The sequence below is a fragment of the Amaricoccus sp. genome, assembly GCF_017993425.1.
Taxonomy (GTDB): domain Bacteria; phylum Pseudomonadota; class Alphaproteobacteria; order Rhodobacterales; family Rhodobacteraceae; genus Amaricoccus.
Genome location: NZ_JAGOMQ010000018.1, coordinates 14,234 through 33,591 on the forward strand (window position 1 = coordinate 14,234; position 19,358 = coordinate 33,591).

General features: G+C 72.7%; 23 protein-coding genes. 12 read left to right on the plus strand and 11 right to left on the minus strand.

Annotated elements, in window-relative coordinates; all coding sequences use genetic code 11:
• Positions 1 to 290: 290 nt before the first annotated feature.
• The 3 genes from KBB57_RS10200 to KBB57_RS10210 all read right to left on the minus strand — a co-directional run bounded on the left by KBB57_RS10200 (position 291) and on the right by KBB57_RS10210 (position 2,181).
• Entirely contained in the window at positions 291 to 1,295 is a 1,005-nt protein-coding gene (locus tag KBB57_RS10200; protein ID WP_290749457.1) for an ABC transporter substrate-binding protein, read from the minus strand.
• Entirely contained in the window at positions 1,295 to 1,501 is a 207-nt protein-coding gene (locus KBB57_RS10205; RefSeq protein ID WP_290749460.1) for a molybdopterin-binding protein, read from the minus strand. The genes KBB57_RS10200 and KBB57_RS10205 overlap by 1 nt, the downstream gene beginning before the upstream one ends.
• 101 nt (positions 1,502 to 1,602) lie before the next feature.
• A complete protein-coding gene (locus KBB57_RS10210; protein ID WP_290749462.1) occupies positions 1,603 to 2,181 on the minus strand; it encodes a pyridoxamine 5'-phosphate oxidase family protein in 579 nt (192 codons plus the stop codon).
• Between the two features lie 141 nt (positions 2,182 to 2,322).
• On the opposite strand from KBB57_RS10210, the gene KBB57_RS10215 reads away from it, so the two are divergent.
• Entirely contained in the window at positions 2,323 to 3,345 is a 1,023-nt protein-coding gene (locus KBB57_RS10215) for an aspartate-semialdehyde dehydrogenase (RefSeq protein ID WP_290749464.1), read from the plus strand.
• 55 nt (positions 3,346 to 3,400) lie between these two features.
• Here the strand turns inward: KBB57_RS10215 and KBB57_RS10220 are convergent, their stop codons facing one another.
• From KBB57_RS10220 to KBB57_RS10235, 4 genes are all read right to left on the minus strand, one after another.
• Entirely contained in the window at positions 3,401 to 4,477 is a 1,077-nt protein-coding gene (locus KBB57_RS10220; RefSeq protein WP_290749467.1) for a patatin-like phospholipase family protein, read from the minus strand.
• A 70-nt stretch (positions 4,478 to 4,547) separates the two neighbouring features.
• Positions 4,548 to 5,402 (minus strand): DUF2189 domain-containing protein, encoded by an 855-nt coding sequence (locus KBB57_RS10225; protein WP_290749470.1) that lies wholly within the window; start codon positions 5,400 to 5,402, stop codon positions 4,548 to 4,550.
• 150 nt (positions 5,403 to 5,552) lie between these two features.
• Positions 5,553 to 6,149, minus strand: a complete 597-nt coding sequence (locus tag KBB57_RS10230; protein ID WP_290749473.1) for a superoxide dismutase — start codon at positions 6,147 to 6,149, stop codon at positions 5,553 to 5,555.
• A gap of 751 nt (positions 6,150 to 6,900) precedes the next feature.
• The gene (locus tag KBB57_RS10235; protein ID WP_290749476.1) at positions 6,901 to 7,785 is read right to left on the minus strand and encodes a branched-chain amino acid aminotransferase; all 885 of its coding nucleotides are present in this window, start codon (positions 7,783 to 7,785) and stop codon (positions 6,901 to 6,903) included.
• Between the two features lie 169 nt (positions 7,786 to 7,954).
• Here KBB57_RS10235 and KBB57_RS10240 point away from each other — a divergent pair, with 169 nt between their 5' ends.
• The 6 genes from KBB57_RS10240 (at position 7,955) to KBB57_RS10265 (ending at position 10,964) form a co-directional block, all read left to right on the plus strand.
• Positions 7,955 to 8,470: a MarR family transcriptional regulator gene (locus KBB57_RS10240; protein ID WP_290749478.1), complete on the plus strand. Its 516-nt coding sequence runs from the start codon at positions 7,955 to 7,957 to the stop codon at positions 8,468 to 8,470.
• Positions 8,467 to 9,171, plus strand: coding sequence for a response regulator (locus KBB57_RS10245; protein WP_290749480.1), 705 nt, complete (start codon positions 8,467 to 8,469; stop codon positions 9,169 to 9,171). The genes KBB57_RS10240 and KBB57_RS10245 overlap by 4 nt, the downstream gene beginning before the upstream one ends.
• A gap of 324 nt (positions 9,172 to 9,495) precedes the next feature.
• Positions 9,496 to 9,630: a 50S ribosomal protein L34 gene (gene rpmH, locus KBB57_RS10250; protein WP_290749483.1), complete on the plus strand. Its 135-nt coding sequence runs from the start codon at positions 9,496 to 9,498 to the stop codon at positions 9,628 to 9,630.
• Between the two features lie 8 nt (positions 9,631 to 9,638).
• Entirely contained in the window at positions 9,639 to 9,998 is a 360-nt protein-coding gene (rnpA, locus tag KBB57_RS10255) for a ribonuclease P protein component (RefSeq protein ID WP_290749486.1), read from the plus strand.
• Between the two features lie 7 nt (positions 9,999 to 10,005).
• The gene (yidD, locus tag KBB57_RS10260; protein ID WP_290749489.1) at positions 10,006 to 10,239 is read left to right on the plus strand and encodes a membrane protein insertion efficiency factor YidD; all 234 of its coding nucleotides are present in this window, start codon (positions 10,006 to 10,008) and stop codon (positions 10,237 to 10,239) included.
• Positions 10,236 to 10,964, plus strand: coding sequence for a uracil-DNA glycosylase (locus KBB57_RS10265; protein WP_290749492.1), 729 nt, complete (start codon positions 10,236 to 10,238; stop codon positions 10,962 to 10,964). The genes yidD and KBB57_RS10265 overlap by 4 nt, the downstream gene beginning before the upstream one ends.
• 140 nt (positions 10,965 to 11,104) lie before the next feature.
• Here KBB57_RS10265 and ubiA read toward each other — a convergent pair whose 3' ends face one another.
• Positions 11,105 to 12,055 (minus strand): 4-hydroxybenzoate octaprenyltransferase, encoded by a 951-nt coding sequence (gene ubiA / locus KBB57_RS10270; protein WP_290749494.1) that lies wholly within the window; start codon positions 12,053 to 12,055, stop codon positions 11,105 to 11,107.
• A 24-nt stretch (positions 12,056 to 12,079) separates the two neighbouring features.
• Here ubiA and KBB57_RS10275 point away from each other — a divergent pair, with 24 nt between their 5' ends.
• Together KBB57_RS10275 and KBB57_RS10280 are read left to right on the plus strand one after the other, a co-directional pair.
• On the plus strand, positions 12,080 to 12,817 hold the full coding sequence (locus KBB57_RS10275) for a 16S rRNA (uracil(1498)-N(3))-methyltransferase (RefSeq protein ID WP_290749497.1): 738 nt from the start codon (positions 12,080 to 12,082) through the stop codon (positions 12,815 to 12,817).
• Between the two features lie 220 nt (positions 12,818 to 13,037).
• The gene (locus KBB57_RS10280; RefSeq protein WP_290749500.1) at positions 13,038 to 13,538 is read left to right on the plus strand and encodes a hypothetical protein; all 501 of its coding nucleotides are present in this window, start codon (positions 13,038 to 13,040) and stop codon (positions 13,536 to 13,538) included.
• Between the two features lie 108 nt (positions 13,539 to 13,646).
• Here KBB57_RS10280 and KBB57_RS10285 read toward each other — a convergent pair whose 3' ends face one another.
• Both KBB57_RS10285 and KBB57_RS10290 read right to left on the minus strand, forming a co-directional pair.
• A complete protein-coding gene (locus KBB57_RS10285; RefSeq protein ID WP_290749503.1) occupies positions 13,647 to 14,279 on the minus strand; it encodes an FMN-binding negative transcriptional regulator in 633 nt (210 codons plus the stop codon).
• Positions 14,280 to 14,293: 14 nt separating this feature from the next.
• Positions 14,294 to 14,902, minus strand: coding sequence for a LysE/ArgO family amino acid transporter (locus KBB57_RS10290; RefSeq protein WP_290749505.1), 609 nt, complete (start codon positions 14,900 to 14,902; stop codon positions 14,294 to 14,296).
• A 91-nt stretch (positions 14,903 to 14,993) separates the two neighbouring features.
• On the opposite strand from KBB57_RS10290, the gene KBB57_RS10295 reads away from it, so the two are divergent.
• The 3 genes from KBB57_RS10295 to KBB57_RS10305 all read left to right on the plus strand — a co-directional run bounded on the left by KBB57_RS10295 (position 14,994) and on the right by KBB57_RS10305 (position 17,902).
• Positions 14,994 to 15,890 (plus strand): LysR family transcriptional regulator ArgP, encoded by an 897-nt coding sequence (locus KBB57_RS10295; protein WP_290749508.1) that lies wholly within the window; start codon positions 14,994 to 14,996, stop codon positions 15,888 to 15,890.
• Between the two features lie 270 nt (positions 15,891 to 16,160).
• Positions 16,161 to 17,531, plus strand: coding sequence for a glutamate--cysteine ligase (locus tag KBB57_RS10300; RefSeq protein ID WP_290749510.1), 1,371 nt, complete (start codon positions 16,161 to 16,163; stop codon positions 17,529 to 17,531).
• A 245-nt stretch (positions 17,532 to 17,776) separates the two neighbouring features.
• A complete protein-coding gene (locus KBB57_RS10305; RefSeq protein ID WP_290749511.1) occupies positions 17,777 to 17,902 on the plus strand; it encodes a hypothetical protein in 126 nt (41 codons plus the stop codon).
• 164 nt (positions 17,903 to 18,066) lie between these two features.
• Here the strand turns inward: KBB57_RS10305 and KBB57_RS10310 are convergent, their stop codons facing one another.
• Entirely contained in the window at positions 18,067 to 19,329 is a 1,263-nt protein-coding gene (locus KBB57_RS10310) for an ABC transporter substrate-binding protein (RefSeq protein WP_290749514.1), read from the minus strand.
• Positions 19,330 to 19,358: the final 29 nt, after the last annotated feature.

Genomic DNA, 19,358 nt, shown 5'->3' on the forward strand with positions numbered 1-19,358 from the left:
CGTCTGTCAAGTCGCCACATGGCCCCTCGCGCGCCGGTGCGCAATCAGGACGCTAGCACGGCGCGCCCCGGAAGAGAACGCGCATGCCGGAGAAAGCCCGGCGAAGACCATGCTCGCCGCCGTTCGCGCGAGGTCGACGCCGGAGTCGTCTGCCTCGACCTCGCGACGCCGCCGTCGGAGCGCGCACTCAAGGACGTGGACGGGCGAAATGCCATTAGACTCCGGCGACAAGGGCCGCTCCATCCTCGCCGGCGGCACGGGCAGGCGGCGGATGGGCGCGAGGCTGGCGCTCAGCGCGCCGGGCCGAGGAGCGTGTCGAGCGCCGTGTCGTCGAGGTCGACCTGATAGAAGAGGGCGTAGAAGTCGCGCACGTCGGCCCGCAGGTCGCCTTCCGCGGCGTCCGGGTAGAGCTTGTGCGTCAGCCAGCGCAGCCCGATGAGGCGGTTGACCGAGGGCGGGCCGTCGAGGAAGCCGAAGGGCGCCCGCGGCGCCAGCAGGACGCGGCCGGCCTGCACGGCGGGGACGTCCTTCCATGCCGGAAGCGCGGCGGCCGCGGCGGCGAAGCCGGCGTCCTGGGTCACGATCACGTCGGGCGCCCAGGCGGCGAGCTGCTCCGGGGTGACCTCCACGAGATTGCGCCCCGGCGGCGCCTCGACCACGTTGACCGCGCCGACACGGCCGAGGATCTCGGCGTTGATCGAGCCCGCGCCGCCCGATTGCAGCCCGTCCGCCCCGCGCGCCAGATAGGCCCGCGGCCGCGCCTCGGCCGGCACGCGCGCCAGCGTCGCGTCGACCTCTGCGAGCGTCGCCTCGGCGTAGTCCGCCAGCGCCCCGGCCCGCTCCGCCGTCCCCACCACGCCGCCGAGGGCGCGCAACGTGGCGGGGATGGCGTCGAGCCGGCCGTCGAGGAGCAGCGCGGGCACGCCGCTCGCCGCCTGCACCGCCTCGGCCTGCGCCACGTAGCTGTCGCGCACCGTCCCGTAGTCGAGGACGAGGTCGGCGCCGCTGGCGGCGATCGCCGCCACGTTCGGCTTGCCGGCGTCGTCGACCGTCGGCGGCAGCTCCGGCAGGTCGCGCGCGGCGGGCAGGAGCAGGTCCGGCGGCGGCCGCCCGTGCGACCAGCCGAGCAGCGCCTCGGGCGCGAGCGCGTAGACGAGCGCGGCGGCCGGGGGCCCGGCGATGAACACCCGCGCCGCCGGGGCCGGGACGGCGACGCTGCGCCCGGTCGCGTCGACGACCTCCGCGGCGAGCGCCGGCTGCGCCGCGAGGAAGGCCGCCGCCAGCCAGGCCCGCATCAGTCCTTGCCGATCATCACGTCGGTGGCCTTGACCACCGCATAGGCCTGCTCGCCGACCCGGAGGCCGAGCTCGGCGACCGCCTCGTTGGTGATCGAGGCCGTCACCGTGGCGTCGCCGATGCGGAGCCGGACATGCGAGGTCACCGCCCCCGTCACGATCTCCACCACCTCGCCCTTCAGGACGTTGCGCGCGCTGATCCTCATTCGCCTTCCTCCCCAGAAGCTATCTTCAGTTGAATATAGCGTTCGGCGTCCCGGGCCGGCAAGCCGCCCCGACCCGGCCCGGCGGCGGCAGCCGGAGAGGATCAGGCGCGGCGCGGCGGGGTGACGTCGGCGAAGATGTCGAAGGTCTTCCACGCCGGCTCCACCCGCTCGACGCCGCAGCGCGGAACGTAGGGGGAGTCCTCGACGACCTGCATCCGCGGGATGTTGCGGGGGCAGTTCGGGAAGATGTCCTCGGGGGTGACCCGCACCAGCGCCTGCGCCCCCTCGAACTCCGGCAGGAGCGGGTCGTCGAGCGCGACCTTCGCGGTCCCGTTCACCCGGAGCCGCCGCGGGCGCTCCTCCATGGCGATGAAGAGCAGCCCGACATGGGGATTGGCGCGGATGTTGCCGAGGCTCTTGAACATGCCGTTGCCGTCGTAGTCGGGAAACGCCAGCAGGTCCGGCGCGAGCGCCCGCACGAAGCCCGGATCGCCGCCCTTGTAGGAGCAGTCCGGGCGGCCCTCCGGGTCGGCGGTGGCGAGGAAGAAGAAGCGGACGGAGCCGATGAAGGCGGCGTCCTCCTCGGTGAACGCCGAGCGCCGCAGCCGCGATTCCAGCCGGTCGGCGAGGGCGCGGGAGCCGAACTCGTCCTGCAAGGCACGGGAGGCGTCATGATACATGACCATATCTATCCCCCTCGAACACCAATCCGGCGATGGTAGCACCCCTGCCACGCCCTGTAACGGGGAGCCGGCACGGCCCCGAGGTTTACAAGCGCCGCGAAAAGCTGCAAACGGCGGCGGCCAATCTGGAGAGAGAGAATGGGCTATCGGGTCGCCGTCGTCGGGGCCACGGGCAACGTGGGCCGGGAGATGCTGAACATCCTCGCCGAGCGGGAGTTTCCCGTCGACGAGATCGTGGCGCTCGCGTCGAGGAAGAGCCTCGGCACGGAGTGCTCGTTCGGCGACAGGACCCTGAAGACCCAGGACCTCGAGGGGTTCGACTTCGCCGGCTGGGACATCGCCTTCTTCGCGATCGGCTCGGACGCGACGAAGAAGTATGCGCCGATCGCGGCCAAGGCCGGCTGCGTGGTGATCGACAACTCGTCGCTCTACCGCTACGACCCCGAGGTGCCGCTGATCGTGCCGGAGGTGAACCCGGACGCGGTGATGGGCTATTCCCGCAAGAACATCATCGCCAACCCGAACTGCTCGACGGCGCAGATGGTGGTGGCGCTGAAGCCGCTGCACGACCGGGCGCGGATCAGGCGGGTGGTGGTCTCGACCTACCAGTCGGTCTCGGGCACCGGCAAGGAGGCGATGGACGAGCTCTGGAACCAGACCAAGGGCATCTTCGTGCCCGGGCAGGAGGTCGAGCCGTCGGTCTATCCCAAGCAGATCGCCTTCAACGTCATCCCGCACATCGACGTCTTCATGGAGGACGGCTCCACCAAGGAGGAGTGGAAGATGGTGGCGGAGACGAAGAAGATCATCGACCCGTCGATCAAGGTCGTGGCGACCTGCGTGCGGGTGCCGGTCTTCGTCGGGCATTCCGAGGCGATCAACATCGAGACCGAGGAGTTCCTCGACGAGGAGGAGGCCCGCGAGATCCTGCGCGAGGCGCCGGGGGTGCTCGTCGTCGACAAGCGCGAGCCCGGCGGCTACGTGACGCCGGTCGAGTGCGTGGGCGAGTATGCGACCTACGTCAGCCGGATAAGGCAGGACTCGACGATCGACAACGGGCTGTCGATGTGGGTGGTCTCCGACAACCTCCGCAAGGGCGCGGCGCTCAACGCGGTGCAGATCGCCGAGCTGCTGGGCCGCCGGGTGCTGAAGAAGGGCTGACGCCGCCGCCGGGCGATCGCTTCGCCGTTCGCCCGGCGCGTCTCCGGCGGCGGGCTCAGCCGTTCCAGAAGGCCGTCAGCTCGGCCGCGTCGGCGAGCGCGCGTTCGTGGCCATCTCGCAGGCAGGGCGCGATCCATTTCGGATCCATGATGCTGTCGACGTGCTGCGTCCCGGGCATCAGGCCGACGACCTTCAGGATCACCTCCGTGCCCTGGCTCCTCAGGGCGGCGATCTCCGCGTCGAGCGTGTTCGGCAGGCCCGAGGTGCGGAGGCCGGTGCGCACCGCGTCGGCGCCGCCGTCCGAGAGCGAGACGACCAGCGCCCGGCGGACGCCGGCGACGACGTCGCAATGGGTGCTGGTCTGGCAGATGCCGCCGTCCATGCAGAGGCGGTTGTCGAGCCAGGTCGGGCCCATCGAGCCCGGCAGCGACGAGCTGGCCGCGCAGGCATGGCTGATGGCGATCCCGGCGTCCTGCGACACCACGATCCGCTCGCCGGTGTAGCAGTCGTTGGCGGTGGTGTGGAGGTTCGGCGAGGGCCACGCCGTCTCGCCGATCACCGCCTTGACGGAGGCGAAGTAGTCGGCCGGCCCGGCGGGGTTGCGGGCGGCCATGGCGGCGCGGCCGATTCCCTGGATCGCCTCGGGCGTCGCCTCGGTGGCGTCGTCGGCGGCGCGCCGGGCGCGGATCTGGCTCGGGTTCGGCGGCAGGTCGGGAATCAGCCGGGCGAAGAGCGCGGGGTTGGCGCCGAGCTCCTCGAGCTCGGACGCGAAGGCCTCGAGCCGGCCGCCGAGCAGCACGGCGCCGACCAGCGAGCCGGCCGAGGTGCCGACGGCGATGTCGGCCTCGGCGACGTCGACGCCCTGCGCCTTGAGGGTGCGGAAGTAGCCCGCCATCCACGAGGCGAGGTAGATCCCGCCGCCGCCGAGCACGAGGCCGCGCGCCTTGCCGGTCCCGAGGTGCGGCGTGTAGGGGATCGGGCGGGCGAGGCCGTCGTCCCATCGGCCGCCCGCGGCGGCCGGGGGGCGCGCCGGCGGGGCGTCGGCGGATTGCGCGAGGGCGGCCGCGTCGCCGAGCAGGACCGCCGCGCCGAGGCCGGCGCCGGCGGTCAGGACGTCCCTTCGCTTCACCACGATCATCCCTCCGGTTGGTTCAACCTACGGTTGGATGATCGCGGGCGGCGATGCAAGCGGCGCGGTCAGCTCAGACGACGGCGCGGCGGTAGAGGTGCCAGGTGGCGTGGCCGAGGACGGGGAGCACCACGAGGAGGCCGAGGAAGGCGGGGAGCGAGCCGAGCGCCAGCAGGACGGCGACGATCAGGCCCCAGACCGCGATCGGGCCGGGGTTCTCCTCGGCGACGCGGATCGAGGTGACGACGGCGACCGGCAGGCCGACATGGCGGTCGATCAGCAGCGGGAAGGAGACGACGCTGGTGGCGAGCACCAGCGTGGCGAAGAGGCCGCCGACGGCGATGCCGACGATGGTCATCGCCCAGCCGGCGGGCGTGGTCAGCGCCTCGGTCAGGAACGAGCCCAGCGAGACGGGGGCGTCGGGGCCGAGGGTGATGACGTAGATGCCGTTCGCGACCAGCAGCCAGACCAGGAAGGTCACGCCGAGCATCACGGCGAGCGCGAAGATCGCGCCGAAGGAGGGGGAGCCGGCGACCGCGAAGGCGTCGGCCCAGCTCGGCTCCTGGCCGCGCTCGCGCAGGCGGCTCATCTCGTAGAGGCCGACCGCGGCGGCGGGGCCGACCAGCGCGAAGCCGGAGACGATGGGGAAGGCGAGCGGCAGCAGCTCGCCCTTGAGCGCGACGTAGGCCATGGCGATGCCGATGATCGGGTAGAGCAGGCAGAGCGCCGCGACGTCGGAGCGGCAGGCGAGGAAGTCCTGCCAGCCGAGGCGCAGGCAGTCGCGCAGGTCCTCGTAGTCGATCCTGCGGACCCTGGGCACAGCCGTGTCGTGGCTGGCGATCTCGGCCGTCACGGCCTCGATGCCGCGGCCCGCGCCCCGCAACGCGCCGACGCCCCAGGAGAGGGGGTTGCCGATCGTCTCGGTCATCACTTCCTCCGCGGTCTCACGCGGCGGCGACGCCGCGCCATTGCGGGGGGCAGGGTAGCACGAAACCGGCGGAGGGGCGCGTCAAAATGCCGGGACCGGCCCGCCCGCGGAGGGCGGGCCGGTCCGCGCGGCGAGGTCGGAGCCCGGAAGTCAGAGAGCGGAGGCGACCTTCTCCCAGTTCACCAGCTTGTCGAGGAAGTTGGTGAGGTAGGCGGGGCGCTTGTTGCGGAAGTCGATGTAGTAGGAGTGCTCCCAGACGTCGACGCCGAGCAGCGCGGTCTGGCCGAAGCAGAGCGGGTTGACGCCGTTCTCGGTCTTGGTGACCTTGAGCGCGCCGCCGTCCTTGACGAGCCAGGCCCAGCCGGAGCCGAACTGGCCGGCGCCGGCGGCGGAGAACTCCTCCTTGAACTTGTCGACCGAGCCGAAGCTCTCGGTCAGCGCCTTCTCCAGCGCGCCGGGGATGGCCACCGGCTTCGGGCTCATCCATTCCCAGAACCGGCAGTGGTTCCAGTGCTGGGAGGCGTTGTTGAAGATGCCGTTCTGGGCGACCGCGCCCTTCTGGTAGGTGCCCTTGACGATCTCCTCGACCGGCTTGCCCTCCCACTCGGTGCCGGCGATCAGCTTGTTGCCGTTGTCGACATAGGCCTTGTGGTGGATGTCGTGGTGGAACTCGAGGGTCTCCCTGGACATGCCGGAGGCGGCGAGCGCGTCGTGGGAATAGGGGAGATCGGGAAGCTCGAAGGCCATGTCGTTTCCTCGCTGCTGTGCGCCTCGAACAATCCCCGGGCGCTCGTCGTGGGTTCCCCCTATATACGCCGCCGGCCGCCGGGGACCAGTCCTCCTCGCGCCGGGAGTCGGGCAAATTCGCACGCGTGCGAATTGGTCATGTGTTTGATAAGATTGCGAATTAAGGGCATTGTAACCGTGCGGCGCGCTCCCTTCGGGCCGGATCCGCGGCGGGCGCGACGTCCGGCCGGGACGGCTGGGACAGGGAGCGACGCCATCCCCCCTGCCCCATGCGGCGATTGCGGACGAGGTCGCCGCGGGTCGGTTCAGGCCGGGGTCGCCTGCACCGCAGGCCCGGCTTTCAGGGGGCGCCGCGGTCCCCGCCTGAGGCGGATCGCGCGACGGTCCCCGCCGAGGGCGAGCCGTCACTGGCCAGCCCGAACTGTTTCTCTTGAAGTGCGAGATGCCGACGTCGCCGGGGGCGTTCGGCGCACACACAGCAGCCTTACGGAAAACGCGAACAAGGCATTCGTGAATGCCCGCAAATATATTTCGAAATATTTTGAATATGAGCGGTGAAAATCATTGCATCGTCATCAGCGCCGCATTTCGCGGCGCCGTGCGGCTCACTTCGATGTTCCGCCGGTCCTGCCCCTGCCGCTCCGCGTCGAGCCGGGAGACATGCGCATGTCTCCCGGCAGGCGCCGTCGCGGGGCCGACCGCGCCGCCGGGAGACGCCGGGATCCGCCGGGCCGGATGGCCGGACGCCGTGTCAGGCGGCCTTGAGGCGGCCGCGGACCAGCTTCTCGTAGTCGCCGGCGACCTGGCGGGTGAGCGCGCCGACCTCGAAGCTGTAGTCGCCGATCGAGCCGACCGGGGTGACCTCGGCGGCGGTGCCGGTCAGCCAGCACTGCTCGAAGCCCTCCATCTCGGCGGGCTCGATGTGGCGCTCGATCACCGGGACGCCCTTCTCCTTCAGCATCTGGATGACCGTCTGGCGGGTGATGCCGTTGAGGAAGCAGTCGGGCTTCGGCGTGTGGACCTCCTCGCCCTTGACGAAGAACACGTTGGCGCCCGTCGCCTCGGCGACGTAGCCGCGATAGTCCATCATCAGCGCGTCCGAGCAGCCCTTGGCCTCGGCGGCGTGCTTGGACATCGTGCAGATCATGTAGAGCCCGGCCGCCTTGGCGAAGGAGGGGATCGTCTCCGGCGAGGGGCGCTTCCACTTCGAGATGTCGAGCTTCGCGCCCTTCATCTTGGCGTCGCCGTAGTAGGCGCCCCATTCCCAGACCGCGATGGCGAGGTGGACCGGGTTGCGCGAGGAGGCGACCCCCATGTCCTCGCCCGAGCCGCGCCAGATCACCGGGCGGACGTAGGCGTCGGTGAAGCCGTTCTTCGCCAGCGTCGCGACCTTGGCCGCCTCGATCTCCTCGGCGGCGTAGGGGTGCGGGATGTCGAGGTAGTCGCAGGACCTCAGCAGCCGCTCGGTGTGCTCGCGGCTCTTGAAGATCGTGCCGTCGTAGCAGCGCTCGCCCTCGAAGACCGAGGAGGCGTAGTGCAGCGCATGGGTCAGCACGTGGACCTTGGCCTCGCGCCAAGGGACGAACTCCCCGTCCAGCCAGATGAACCCGTCCCGGTCGTCGTATGCGCCAGCCATGGCGTCGCCCCCTTGGAATTCTGATTGTTGCGCCCTGCCCCGCTGCCGCGACAGTTTCTTCCGGACGCTGCGGGGAGGCGGGTAGCACTGGGGGCTTGGAATGTCAACAACGCTGACATAAACTGTGATGGAGCCGCGGCGGCGAACGGGCGCGGGCAGGAAGGGACGGATGGCGCAGAGCGGCTTCTCGATCAATCCGACCCGCAGCGAGCAGTTGCTGTTCCTGACGGACGACCAGCTCCGGCAGGGCATCGAGCTGATGTTCTTCGCCTATCGCGAGTTCACCGCCGATCCGGACCGGATCCTCGACGCGCGCGGCTACGGGCGGGCGCATCACCGGGCGGTGCATTTCATCAACCGGCGGTCGGGGCTGACGGTGAACGAGCTGCTCGACATCCTCGGGGTGACCAAGCAGTCGCTGAACCGGGTGCTGCGGCAGCTGGTCGAGGACGGGCTGGTGGAGAGCCGGGTGGGCGCGGTCGACCGGCGGCAGCGGAACCTGCGGCTGACCGAGGCGGGGCGCGCGCTGGAGCACGAGCTGTCGGCGGCGCAGCGGCGGCGGATGCGGGCGGCGTTCTCGCTGGCGGGGCCGGAGGCGGTGCATGGGTTCCGGACCGTGCTGGAGGCGATGATCGACCCGGAGACGCGGGAGCGGGTGCTCGGCGCGCTGGAGCGCGAGCGGTGAGCGAGGCGGAGGGGGCGCATGTCCTCGTCGTCGACGACGACGCGCGGATCCGGTCGCTGTTGCAGAAGTTCCTGGCGCGGAACGGGTTCATGGTGACGACGGCGCGCGACGCCGCCCATGCGCGGCGGCTGCTCGAGGGGCTGGAGTTCGACATTCTCGTCCTCGACGTGATGATGCCGGGGGAGGACGGGGTGGCGCTGACCGCGGCGCTGCGCGAGACGCTGGCGACGCCGATCCTGCTGCTGACGGCGCGGGGGGATGCGGACGACCGGATCCGCGGGCTGGAGGCGGGGGCGGACGACTATCTCGGCAAGCCGTTCGAGCCGCGGGAGCTCTTGCTGCGGGTGAACGCGATCCTGCGGCGGGTGCCGAAGCCCGTTCCGCGGAGCGAGCCGCCGAAGACGCTGCAGCTCGGCGAGGTACGCTACGACGTGAACCGGGGCGAGCTGTGGCGGGGGCGGGAGCTGGTGCGGCTGACCGCGACCGAGGCGATGCTGATGCGGATCTTCGCGGGCCGGGCGCACGAGGCGGTGACGCGGACGGAGCTGGTCGAGGACCTGGGCGGCGGGGTGGCCGAGGCGCAGGAGCGGGCGATCGACGTGCAGATCACCCGGCTGAGGCGCAAGATCGAGAGCGACCCGCGGGCGCCGCGATACCTCCAGACGGTGCGGGGGTCGGGCTACATGCTGGCGCCGGATTGAGGTCGGCGGCGGGGGCAGCATTCCGCGGCGGGCCGCGTGGCGGATGGCCATGTTGGCGGGTTGGTCCCGAGCTGCATCGGGTCGTCGTGGAAGACGACGTCCATCACCCGGTGGACCGGCTCTCGATGCCCCGGTGGGCCCGCGCTGCTGGGGCGAAGGCGGGGGCGGACAGACGGGTGGAGGAGAGATGGCAGCGTCGGGCGATGCAGGCGCGCTCGGCGCGAATTGACTCCCGCCGGCCGCCGCCCTATGAGCCGGGCTTCGGATTTTCGCGGGGGGACCCGCGCCGGGCGGGCGTGCCCGGTCGGGACCAGGAGACGGACGATGAAGCGGACCTATCAGCCGAGCAACCTCGTGCGGAAGCGCCGGCACGGCTTCCGGGCGCGCATGGCCACCAAGGGCGGCCGGCTGGTGCTGAACCGCCGCCGGGCTCGCGGCCGCAAGAAGCTCTCCGCCTGAGCGAGGCGATGCCCGCGCCGCTGGTCGTCCTGACCCGGCGGGCGGACTTCCTCGCCGCCGCCCGGGCGCGCCGCCGCGCCACCGCCGGCTTCACCCTGCAGGCGCGGCAACGCGGCGAGGGCGAGTCGCCCGGGGGTCTGCGCGTCGGCTTCACCGCCTCGAAGAAGGTTGGCAACGCCGTCGCCCGCAACCGCGCGAAGCGGCGGATGCGGGCGGCCGCCCGCGCCGTGCTGCCCGGGGCGGGCGTCCCCGGATGGGACTACGTGCTGATCGGCCGCCCCGGGGTCACCGCCGATCTGCCCTTCGACCGCCTGACCGCCGATCTCGCCGAGGCCGTCGCCGCCATCCACCGCGAGCGCGCCCGGTGAGGCAGGGATGAGCCCGGCCGCCGCAGTCCTTGCGCTGCCCGTCCGCGCCTACCGCCTCGTGCTCTCGCCTTGGGTCGGCCACAACTGCCGCTACCTCCCCACCTGCTCGGCCTACGCGCTCGAGGCGCTGGAGCGGCACGGGGCGCTGCGCGGCGGCTGGCTGGCGCTGCGGCGGGTGGCGCGCTGCCACCCCTGGGGCGGCTCCGGCGTCGACGAAGTGCCGGAGCGCCGCCCCCGGTGACTGCGCCCCCCGTGACCAACAGCCCGGCAACCGACAACCGGGCGAGCGGTGGCCCGCCGACCGACAGCCCGGTCCCGCCCGCCTGGCGCGCCGCGCTCGCGCCGCAGGCCGACGCGCTTGCCGCCGTCGCCGCCCGGGTGGCCGCCGCGCGGGCCGCCGGCGTCGCCGTCGCGCCGGCCGCGGCGGACGTGTTCCGCGCGCTGGAGCTGACGCCGCCCGAGGCGGTGCGGGCGGTGATCCTCGGCCAGGACCCCTACCCGACGCCCGGCCACGCCGACGGGCTCTGCTTCTCGGTCCGCCCGGGCGTCGCCCCGCCGCGGTCGCTGCGCAACGTGTTCCGCGAGCTCGCCGCCGACCTCGGCCTGCCCGAGCCGCAGGGCGGCAGCCTCGAACCCTGGGCGCGGCAGGGCGTGCTGCTCCTCAACACGGTGCTCACCGTCGAGGAAGGCGCCGCCGCCGCCCATGCCGGCTGGGGCTGGGAGGCGGTGACCGACGCGGCGATCGACGCCGCAGCCGCCCGTCCGGAGCCGACGGTCTTCCTCCTGTGGGGCCGCCACGCGCAGGCCAAGGCGCCCCGGATCCCCGCGCGCCACACGGTGATCGCCACGGCGCATCCCTCGCCCCTCTCCGCCCGCCGCGGCTTCCTCGGCTCCCGCCCCTTCTCCCGCGCCAACGCCGCCCTGCGCGCCGCCGGCCGCGACGAGATCGACTGGCGTCTGCCCTGACCGCCGCCCGACGAGGGCGGAGAGACGCGGCCATCCGGCCAAGTCGGGACGGCTGAGAGACAGGCGACCCGCGGCAAATCCGTTCCGCGCTCGCGATCCCGGCCGGCACGCCGCTCCGGCCGGCCCGGCGGCGCATCGCCTCAGGCGAGGCTCATCGCCGCAAGCCCGGCGAGGAGGATCAGGCCGGCGTCGCGGTTGGCCCGGAAGAGCGCGAGGCAGCCCGCCGCATCGTCGATGTCGAGCCGCCGCAGTTGCCAGCCGAGATGCAGGCCGAACCCGGCCACCCCCGCGAGCCCCGCCGCCAGCGCGCCCCCGCCCTGCGCCGCCAGCGCCACCGCGAGGCCCGCGCACCCCACCGCCACGACCGCGAAGCCGGCCAGCCAGGCATGGGTGCGGCCCCCGAACAGCCGCGCGGTCGACCGCACCCCGATCAGCGCGTCGTCCTCGCGGTCCTGATGCGCATAGATCGTGTCGTAGAACAGCGTCCACGCGATCCCCGCGGCGTAGAGGAGCCCCGTCGCCCAGCCGACCGGCGTCCCGTGCGCCGCCCAGGCCAGCCACACCCCCCAGTTGAACGCGAGCCCGAGGAACACCTGCGGCCACCAGGTGAACCGCTTGGCGAAGGGATAGATCGCCACCAGCCCCAGCGACGCCACCCCGAAGCCGATCGCCGGCCAGGGAAAGCTCAGCAGCACCCCGAACGCCAGCAGCGCCTGCGCGCAGAGCCAGACGAAGGCCGCCCGCGGCGTCACCTGCCCCGACGGCAACGGCCGCGAGCGCGTCCGCGCCACCCGCGCGTCGAAGTCGCGGTCGGTGAGGTCGTTCCACGTGCATCCCGCCCCGCGCATCAGGAACGCCCCGATGGCGCAGCCGAGGAACACCCACGCATCGAACGCCCGCGGCCCCGCCGGATCGGCCGCCATGGCGAGCGCCAGCCCCTGCCAGCACGGCAGCAGCAAGAGCCACGTCCCCGCCGGCCGGTCGGCGCGCGCCAGCCGCAGGTAGGGCAGCGCCCGCGCCGGCGCCCAGCGGTCCACCCAGTTGCCGGCCGGCGCGTCGGCGACCCTTCCCTCGGCCCCGTGGCCTCGCATAGCTTCTCCGCTCATGGGGCTCCTATGACAGATCGCGACGGGAAGATCAGGCTCTTTGTGGAGGCGGACCTCGGGCCGGGCGCCGAGGTCCCGTTGACCGCCGAGCAGGCGCACTACCTCTTCACCGTGATGCGCCTCGGGCCGGGCGACCCCGTCGCCGTCTTCAACGGCCGCGACGGCGAGTGGATCGCCGAGGCCCGCCCCGCCGGCCGCCGCGGCGGCAGCCTCACGGCCCGCCGCCCCGGCCAGCCGCAGCGCCGGCCGCCCGACCTCTGGCTCCTCTTCGCGCCGATCAGGAAGGCGCGCACCGACTTCATCGTCGAGAAGGCGGCCGAGCTCGGCTGCGCCCGCGTCGCCCCGGTCCTCACCCGCTTCACCAACGCCGAGCGCGTGCGCCCCGACCGTCTGCGCGCCCATGCCATCGAGGCCGCCGAGCAATGCGGCGAGACCTGGGTTCCGGAGGTGGCCGGGCCGGTCCGCCTCGACGCCGCGCTCGACGCCTGGGACCCGGCCCGCCGGCTGATGTTCTGCGACGAGACCCGCGACGCCCGCCCCGCCGCCGCGGTGCTGGCGCAGGCGCCCCGCGGCCCCTGGGCGATCCTGACTGGCCCGGCCGGCGGCTTCGCCCCGGAGGAGGCGGCCCGCCTGCGCAGCCTTCCCTTCGTCCTGCCGGTCACCCTCGGCCCCCGGGTGCTGCGCGCCGACACCGCGGCGGTGGCGGCGATCACCCTCTGGCAGGCCATCCTGGGGGATTGGCGGTGACGGGGAACACGACCGCCCGCCGACCCGCCCCGCCCCACGAGCCACGCCCGTGCGCCGGCTACGACGGCGCGCGGGCCGCGGGAGGGGCGGCGCTGCGAACGGACGCCACGGCCCCCCGGATCGTGCGACGGCGCACCGACGGCCGTTATGGCGCCGGCGACGCGACGCGCCGGGCCGCGGAATCGGCGGCGACCGGCGCCGCGACGCCGGGAGGCCGGCCATGACCGAGGCCGCGGAGCGGGCGAAGCGCGAGGTGGTGATCTGGGGCGCCGCGCTGGCGCTCGGGCTGTGGCTGGTCTGGCGCGGCTACGTGCGGGTCGACGTGCTGGTGCTCGTCGCGGGAATGGTCCTCGCCGCCACCGGCTTCGCGCTCGCCGCCGGCGCCATCGCCCGGCTGCGGCTCGCCGCCACGGCCCCCGAGCCCGGCGTGGTGCTGATCGACGAGGGCCGCATCGGCGTCTTCGGCCCCACCGGCGGCGGCTTCGTCGACCTCTCGACGCTCGCCGCCGTCGCGGTCTCCGGCGATCCCGGCGGCGCGGGAAGGGCCTGGGTGCTGCGCTCGGAGGACGGCGGCGTCCTCGTCATTCCCTTCGGCGCGGTCGGGGCCGAGCGCATCCCCGACGCGCTCGCCTCGCTCCCGGGCCTCGACCTCGCCGCCGCCGCCGAGCGCGCCGGCCCGGTCTGGCAGGCGGAGGGACGGGAGCGGCGGCGGCTGCTCTGACCCGCGCTCGGTGGGAAGGCGGTGTGTGCGCCGCCGACGCCCTCGCCACCTCAGGCGGTCACGCCGCCGCTGGAGCCGACCCTTCGTCGCGCCGCCGAAGGCGCGCCCTCACGCGGTCCCCGGCCCGACCCGCCGCGCCATCGTCTCCGCCAGCGCCTCGCTTCCACTCCGCCGCAGCCCGTCGATCGCGCCCAGGCGGTCGCGCGGCTCGCGGTTCTGGCTCAGCTTCGACTTGGCCAGCACCCGCCGGACCTCGACGCGAAACGCCACGATGGCGGCGAGCATCGCCGTCATGTAGTCCGCCCGCGCGTCCGCCATCCGCCACGCCCGCTCCGCGTTCAGCCGCCGCTCGTGCTCGCGGGTCAGCAGCCCCACCACGGCGCGCTTGGCGCGCTCGTCGTGCTGGAACGCGATCGCCCCGGTGACATGCACCGCCTGATAGTTCCACGTCGGCACATGGCGGTGATGCTCGGCCTTGCTCGGGTAGAAGTTCGGCGAGACATAGCCGTCGTCGCCGCGGAAGATCACCAGCACCTCCTGCCCGTCGGCGACCGCCCGGTGCATGTCGTTCGCGAGCGCCACATGCCCGATCAGCGCCCCGTCCGCCGCGGCGAGCACCGGGACGTGGTTGGCGACCAGCCCCTCGGCGGTGCTCGCCACGACGCAGGCGAGCGGCGCCGCGGCGATGATCCGCGCGATCTCGGCCGGGTCGACCTCGCGGAAATGCTCGGGCATGTACATCGGCGCGGTCCCCTTCAGGCGGTCACGAGGCGGAGCGCGATCGTCCACATCACCACGGCGATCGCCCCTTCCAGAATGCGCCATGCCGCGGGCCGTGCGAAGAGCGGCCGCAACCGGATCGCCCCGTAGCCGAGGCCGAAGAAGAACAGGAAAGAGCCGGCGATGGCCCCGACGGCGAAGGCGACCTCGCCGCCGGGAAACCGGCTGGAGACGGCGCCGAGCAGGACGACCGTGTCGAGATAGACGTGCGGGTTCAGCCAGGTGATGGCGAGGCAGGCGAGGAGCGTGCGCGAGAGCGCCCGCGTCTCCGGCGCGCCGTCCACCCCCAGCGCCCCGGTCGCCGTCAGCGCCGAGCGCAGGCTGCGCGCCCCGTACCAGAGGAGGAAGGCCGCCCCGGCGTAGCGCATCGCCGGATCGAGCCAGGGCAGCGCCGTCGTCACCCGGGCGAAGCCGGCGACCCCGAGCACGATCAGGAGCGCGTCCGAGAGCGCGCAGGTCAGGCAGACCGGCAGCACGTGCTCGTCGCGCAGCCCCTGCCGCAGCACGAAGGCGTTCTGCGCGCCGATCGCGACGATCAGGCTCAGGCTCATCGCCATGCCGGTAAGGAAGATGGGTAAGCTCATTGGGGGCCTCGGTCTGTCCGCCGGGCCTTGCGATACGGCCCGCCCCGCGATTAGACAAGTTAATCCTCCTTGCCGGTGATTAGCGAAACTGATGCTCGACTATCCCGCCGCCCGCGCCGTCGCCCTCGTCGTGCAGACCGGCAGCTTCGAGGCCGCGGCCCGGGCGCTCAACGTGACGCCCTCGGCGGTGTCGCAGCGGGTGAAGCAGCTCGAGGAGCGCCTCGGCGTCGTGCTGGTCGAGCGCGGCGCGCCCTGCCTCGCCACCGGCCACGGCGCTTGGCTCTGCCGGCACGTCGAGCATGTCGGCCTGCTGGAGAAGGCGCTCGCCGGGCAGCTCCCCGGGCTGGTCGATCCGGGCGCGCCGACCCGGCGGGTCACCCTCCACGTCGCCACCAACGCCGACAGCCTCGGCACATGGTTCGTCGCCGCCGCCGCGGCCTTCGCCCGCGAGACCGGCGATCTCCTCGACATCGCCGTCGACGACGAGGAGCACACCGCCGACTGGCTCCGCCGCGGCCGGGTGCTCGCCGCGGTGACCGCGCTCGCGAAACCGGTGACCGGTTGCCACGTCCGGCCGATCGGCGCGCTCGCCTACGTGGCGACGGCGAGCCCGGACTTCATGACGCGGCACTTCCCGGGCGGCGTCACCGCCGCGGCGCTCGCCGACGCGCCGGGGCTCACCTTCGACCAGAAGGACCGCCTCCAGCAGCTCTGGATCCGCCAGACCTTCGGCCAGGCCGTCGCCTATCCCAGCCACTGGCTGCCGGCGACGCAGAGCTTCCTCGACGCGAGCCTCGCCGGCATGGGCTGGGCGCTCAACCCGACGCCGCTTGCCCGACCCCACATCGCGGCCGGGCGGCTGGTCGAGCTCGTCCCCGGCTCGACGCTGGAGCGCCCGCTCCACTGGCAGGTCAACCGCCTCGTCGCCGACCAGCTCGCCCCCCTGACCCGCTGCGTCGCCGCCGCTGCGCGGGAGGCGCTGGCGTAGCGCCGCAGTAGGTCCCTTCCCCGCGGGGGCTCGGAGATTCGCGCCGAGCCGCTTCCGGCCAGCTCGCCCCGCCCGGGCTCTCCGGGGCGGGCATTCCACCCCCGGCCGGCGTGCGAGAAAGGTTTCAATGTTATGAATCTTAAATGAAATCAATAATGTGGCTATTTCGCACGCGTGCGAATTCGGCGGGCTCCCCCACCGATCCTCCCGCTTGCACAGACAAGCGGCCCCGGCTAGGCGTGGGCTCAAACGGCACGAGAGGCCAGTTCCATGTCGATCCCCCAATCCGGCGGCGGGCTCATCGAGCAGCCCGAGCAGCTGGCCGAATACCTCGCGTCCGGGTGCAAGCCGCCGGAGGACTGGCGGATCGGGACCGAGCACGAGAAGTTCGGCTTCGACCTCGCCCGGCATCTGCCGCTCCCCTACGAGGGGCCGGCCTCGATCCTCGCCATGCTGGAGGGCCTGCGCGACCGCTACGGCTGGGCCGAGGTCCGTGAGGCCGGCAAGCTGATCGGCCTGACCCGGGACGGCGCCAACGTCAGCCTCGAGCCCGGCGGCCAGCTCGAGCTCTCCGGCGCGCCCCTCGAGACGATCCACCAGACCTGCGACGAGGTGAACGAGCACCTCCGCGAGGTGAAGGCGATCGCCGACGGGATCGGGGTCGGCTTCATGGGCCTCGGCGCCGCGCCGGAATGGACCCACGAGCAGATGCCGGTGATGCCGAAGGGCCGCTACGCCCTGATGACCCCCTACATGGACCGGGTCGGCACGACCGGGAAGATGATGATGTACCGGACCTGCACGGTGCAGGTGAACCTCGACTTCGCCTCCGAGGCGGACATGGTGGCGAAGCTCCGCACCTCGCTCGCCCTCCAGCCGGTCGCCACCGCCCTCTTCGCCGCCTCGCCGTTCTTCGACGGCAGGGTCAACGGCTGGAAGTCCTGGCGCGCCCGCATCTGGCGCGACCTCGACGCCGCGCGGACCGGGATGCTGCCCTTCGCCTTCGAGGACGGCATGGGGTTCGAGCGCTACGTCGACTACGCCCTCGACGTGCCGATGTACTTCGTCTACCGCGACGGAAAATACATCGACGCGCTGGGCCAGAGCTTCCGCGACTTCCTCGCCGGACGGCTGCCGGCGCTGCCGGGCGAGCTGCCGACGTTCAGCGACTGGGCCGACCACCTCACCACGATCTTCCCCGAGGTTCGGCTGAAGAAGTTCCTGGAGATGCGCGGCGCTGACGGCGGCCCCTGGCGCCGCCTCTGCGCCCTGCCGGCGCTGTGGGTGGGCCTGCTCTACGACGCGGACGCGCTCTCGGCGGCCTGGGACCTGTGCCGGGACTGGACCGCCGCTGAGCGCGACGCGCTCCGCCACGACGCCGCCCGCTACGGGCTCTCGGCCGAGATCCGGGGGCGGACGATGCGCGACCTCTCCCGCGACGTGCTGGAGATCGCCCGCGCCGGCCTCGCCGCCCGCGCCCGGTCCGGGGCGGGCGGGACGGTGCCGGACGAGACGCATTTCCTCAACGCGCTCCACGAGATCGTGGAGTCCGGTGAGACGCCGGCGGACGAGATGCTCGCCCGCTACGACGGGCCGTGGAAGGGCGAGCTTTCGCCCGTCTATTCGGAGTACGCCTATTGAGGGCGGTAAAATGCCGCACGGTGCGACGCTAGCCAACCTATTGTTATTATTGGATAACTAAGTTATCCATAGGCTTATCCACAGCTACGGGGAGGCGCTTGCGGCGGCCGCGCTCAGGGGAATCGTCGGGGCGCGAAGATGCGCGCCGGAGTCGTTATCCCCTTTCGAGCGACGGCTGCACAGGCCACGCCTGAGGCAATTCGCTGCGGATCCGCTCTTGCCAAGGCCGTGAACAAAATTAGAACATGAGCCATGGACCCGGCCCTTGCCCGCATCCGTCCTACCTGCTGCGGCTGCCGGACGGGGAGAAGCCGGCGGCGTGGGCGGCGTTCCTCGCCGACCTGCGGGCGGTGCGGGAGATGGCGGCCTGAGGGGGTCGTGGGGAGCGGGTCGACGGGCAGCGCCGTCGAGCCGGGGAGAGGACCCGTTCAGGACCGCGGCCGTCGAGCCGGGGAGGAGCGGGCCCATTCCGGGGATGCCGCTCCGGGCGGGCCGGCCCTCGGGAGGAGGGCCGGGGGAGGCGCGTCGGCCGGGGTTACCGGGCGCCGGCGCGGAGCGCGGCGACCTCGTCGGCGCTCATCTCGCCGATGGTGGTGACCTCGCCGTTCTCGATGCGCCACAGGCGGAACGGGCCGGTGATGTCGCCGAACTCGTCGAAGGAGACCGGGCCGATGACGCCCTCGTAGCGGATCGGCTTGCCCTCGGCGAGGAGCGCCAGCGCCTTCGCGAACTCGTCCTTGCCGGCGAAGATCGGCGCGCCGTCGGCGGCGACGACCTGCGGCATCGCCGCCTTGATCGCCGCGGGATCGGCGCCGCCGGCCTTGGCGATCGCGAGCGCCACGATGGCGCCGGCGTCGTAGGAGCGGTCGGCGGCCGGGGCGTCGGGCGCGATGCCGCCGGAGAAGGCCTCGAAGTTGTCGTAGAAATACTTGGTCGAGGCGGTCTCGCTGGTGCCGGAGGAGGTGCCGAAGGCGTCGGCGAGGTACTTGGCGCCGACCGCGTCGATGAAGTCGGTCGAGTTCATGCCGTCGTTGAGCAGGAACCTCGCCGGGCCGCCGGCGGAGAGCCAGGCGCGAGCGATCGTGGCGCCGTCGACCGGGTAGCTGACGAGGTAGAGGCCCTCGGGGTCGCCGGCGAGCGCGGCGCTCGCCTCGGCGGTGTAGGACGCCTGCTTCTCGTTGTAGGGGGTGACCGAGGTGATCACGCCGCCGAGCTTCTCGTAGGCGGCGGTGAACTCGCGGACCATGTTCACGCCGAAGTCGTTGTTGACGTTGATGATCGCGAGCTTCTTCAGGCCCTGGTCGATGGCGAACTTCGCCGCCGCCGTGCCCTGGAGCGCGTCCGAGGTGATGGTGCGGAAGAAGACGCCGTTGGTCTTGCCGTCGCGGGCGAGGGCGGTCAGCGTCGGCGAGGAGGAGGCGGGCGAGACCTGGACGATGCCGGCGGGGGCGGTGACGGAGGTCAGGATCGGGATCGACACCGAGGAGATGATGCCGCCGATGATGACCGGCACCTTCTTGATGTTGACGAGCTGCGTCGCCTGGTCGACGGCGACGTTGCCCTGGCTCTGGCTGTCGCGGACGTCGGCGACGATGTCGCAGCCCTTGACGCCGCCGGCCTCGTTGAAGTCGCGGAGCGCCATCTCGGCGGCCTTGGCGCCGGCCTGCCCGTAGGCGCCCGCCGGGCCGGTCAGCTCCATCACCATGCCGATGGTGATGTCGCAGTCCTGGGCCGCGAGGGGACCGCCGAGGGCGCCGGCCGCGACGAGCATCGCCGTGCCGCAGAGGAGGTGCTTCATGTCTCTCGTTCTCCCGTTGGAGGGGGCCG

Coding starts and splice junctions, on each gene's coding strand:
- KBB57_RS10230 (WP_290749473.1), bottom strand. CDS start 6,149: ATGGCCTTCGAGCTTCCCGATCTCCCCTATTCCCACGACGCGCTCGCC.
- yidD (WP_290749489.1), top strand. CDS start 10,006: ATGAGCCCGGCCGCCGCAGTCCTTGCGCTGCCCGTCCGCGCCTACCGC.
- KBB57_RS10205 (WP_290749460.1), bottom strand. CDS start 1,501: ATGAGGATCAGCGCGCGCAACGTCCTGAAGGGCGAGGTGGTGGAGATC.
- rnpA (WP_290749486.1), top strand. CDS start 9,639: ATGCCCGCGCCGCTGGTCGTCCTGACCCGGCGGGCGGACTTCCTCGCC.
- KBB57_RS10310 (WP_290749514.1), bottom strand. CDS start 19,329: ATGAAGCACCTCCTCTGCGGCACGGCGATGCTCGTCGCGGCCGGCGCC.
- KBB57_RS10305 (WP_290749511.1), top strand. CDS start 17,777: ATGAGCCATGGACCCGGCCCTTGCCCGCATCCGTCCTACCTGCTGCGG.
- KBB57_RS10295 (WP_290749508.1), top strand. CDS start 14,994: ATGCTCGACTATCCCGCCGCCCGCGCCGTCGCCCTCGTCGTGCAGACC.
- KBB57_RS10235 (WP_290749476.1), bottom strand. CDS start 7,785: ATGGCTGGCGCATACGACGACCGGGACGGGTTCATCTGGCTGGACGGG.
- KBB57_RS10290 (WP_290749505.1), bottom strand. CDS start 14,902: ATGAGCTTACCCATCTTCCTTACCGGCATGGCGATGAGCCTGAGCCTG.
- KBB57_RS10280 (WP_290749500.1), top strand. CDS start 13,038: ATGACCGAGGCCGCGGAGCGGGCGAAGCGCGAGGTGGTGATCTGGGGC.
- KBB57_RS10300 (WP_290749510.1), top strand. CDS start 16,161: ATGTCGATCCCCCAATCCGGCGGCGGGCTCATCGAGCAGCCCGAGCAG.
- KBB57_RS10200 (WP_290749457.1), bottom strand. CDS start 1,295: ATGCGGGCCTGGCTGGCGGCGGCCTTCCTCGCGGCGCAGCCGGCGCTC.
- KBB57_RS10275 (WP_290749497.1), top strand. CDS start 12,080: ATGACAGATCGCGACGGGAAGATCAGGCTCTTTGTGGAGGCGGACCTC.
- rpmH (WP_290749483.1), top strand. CDS start 9,496: ATGAAGCGGACCTATCAGCCGAGCAACCTCGTGCGGAAGCGCCGGCAC.
- ubiA (WP_290749494.1), bottom strand. CDS start 12,055: ATGCGAGGCCACGGGGCCGAGGGAAGGGTCGCCGACGCGCCGGCCGGC.
- KBB57_RS10210 (WP_290749462.1), bottom strand. CDS start 2,181: ATGTATCATGACGCCTCCCGTGCCTTGCAGGACGAGTTCGGCTCCCGC.
- KBB57_RS10285 (WP_290749503.1), bottom strand. CDS start 14,279: ATGTACATGCCCGAGCATTTCCGCGAGGTCGACCCGGCCGAGATCGCG.
- KBB57_RS10225 (WP_290749470.1), bottom strand. CDS start 5,402: ATGACCGAGACGATCGGCAACCCCCTCTCCTGGGGCGTCGGCGCGTTG.
- KBB57_RS10240 (WP_290749478.1), top strand. CDS start 7,955: ATGGCGCAGAGCGGCTTCTCGATCAATCCGACCCGCAGCGAGCAGTTG.
- KBB57_RS10215 (WP_290749464.1), top strand. CDS start 2,323: ATGGGCTATCGGGTCGCCGTCGTCGGGGCCACGGGCAACGTGGGCCGG.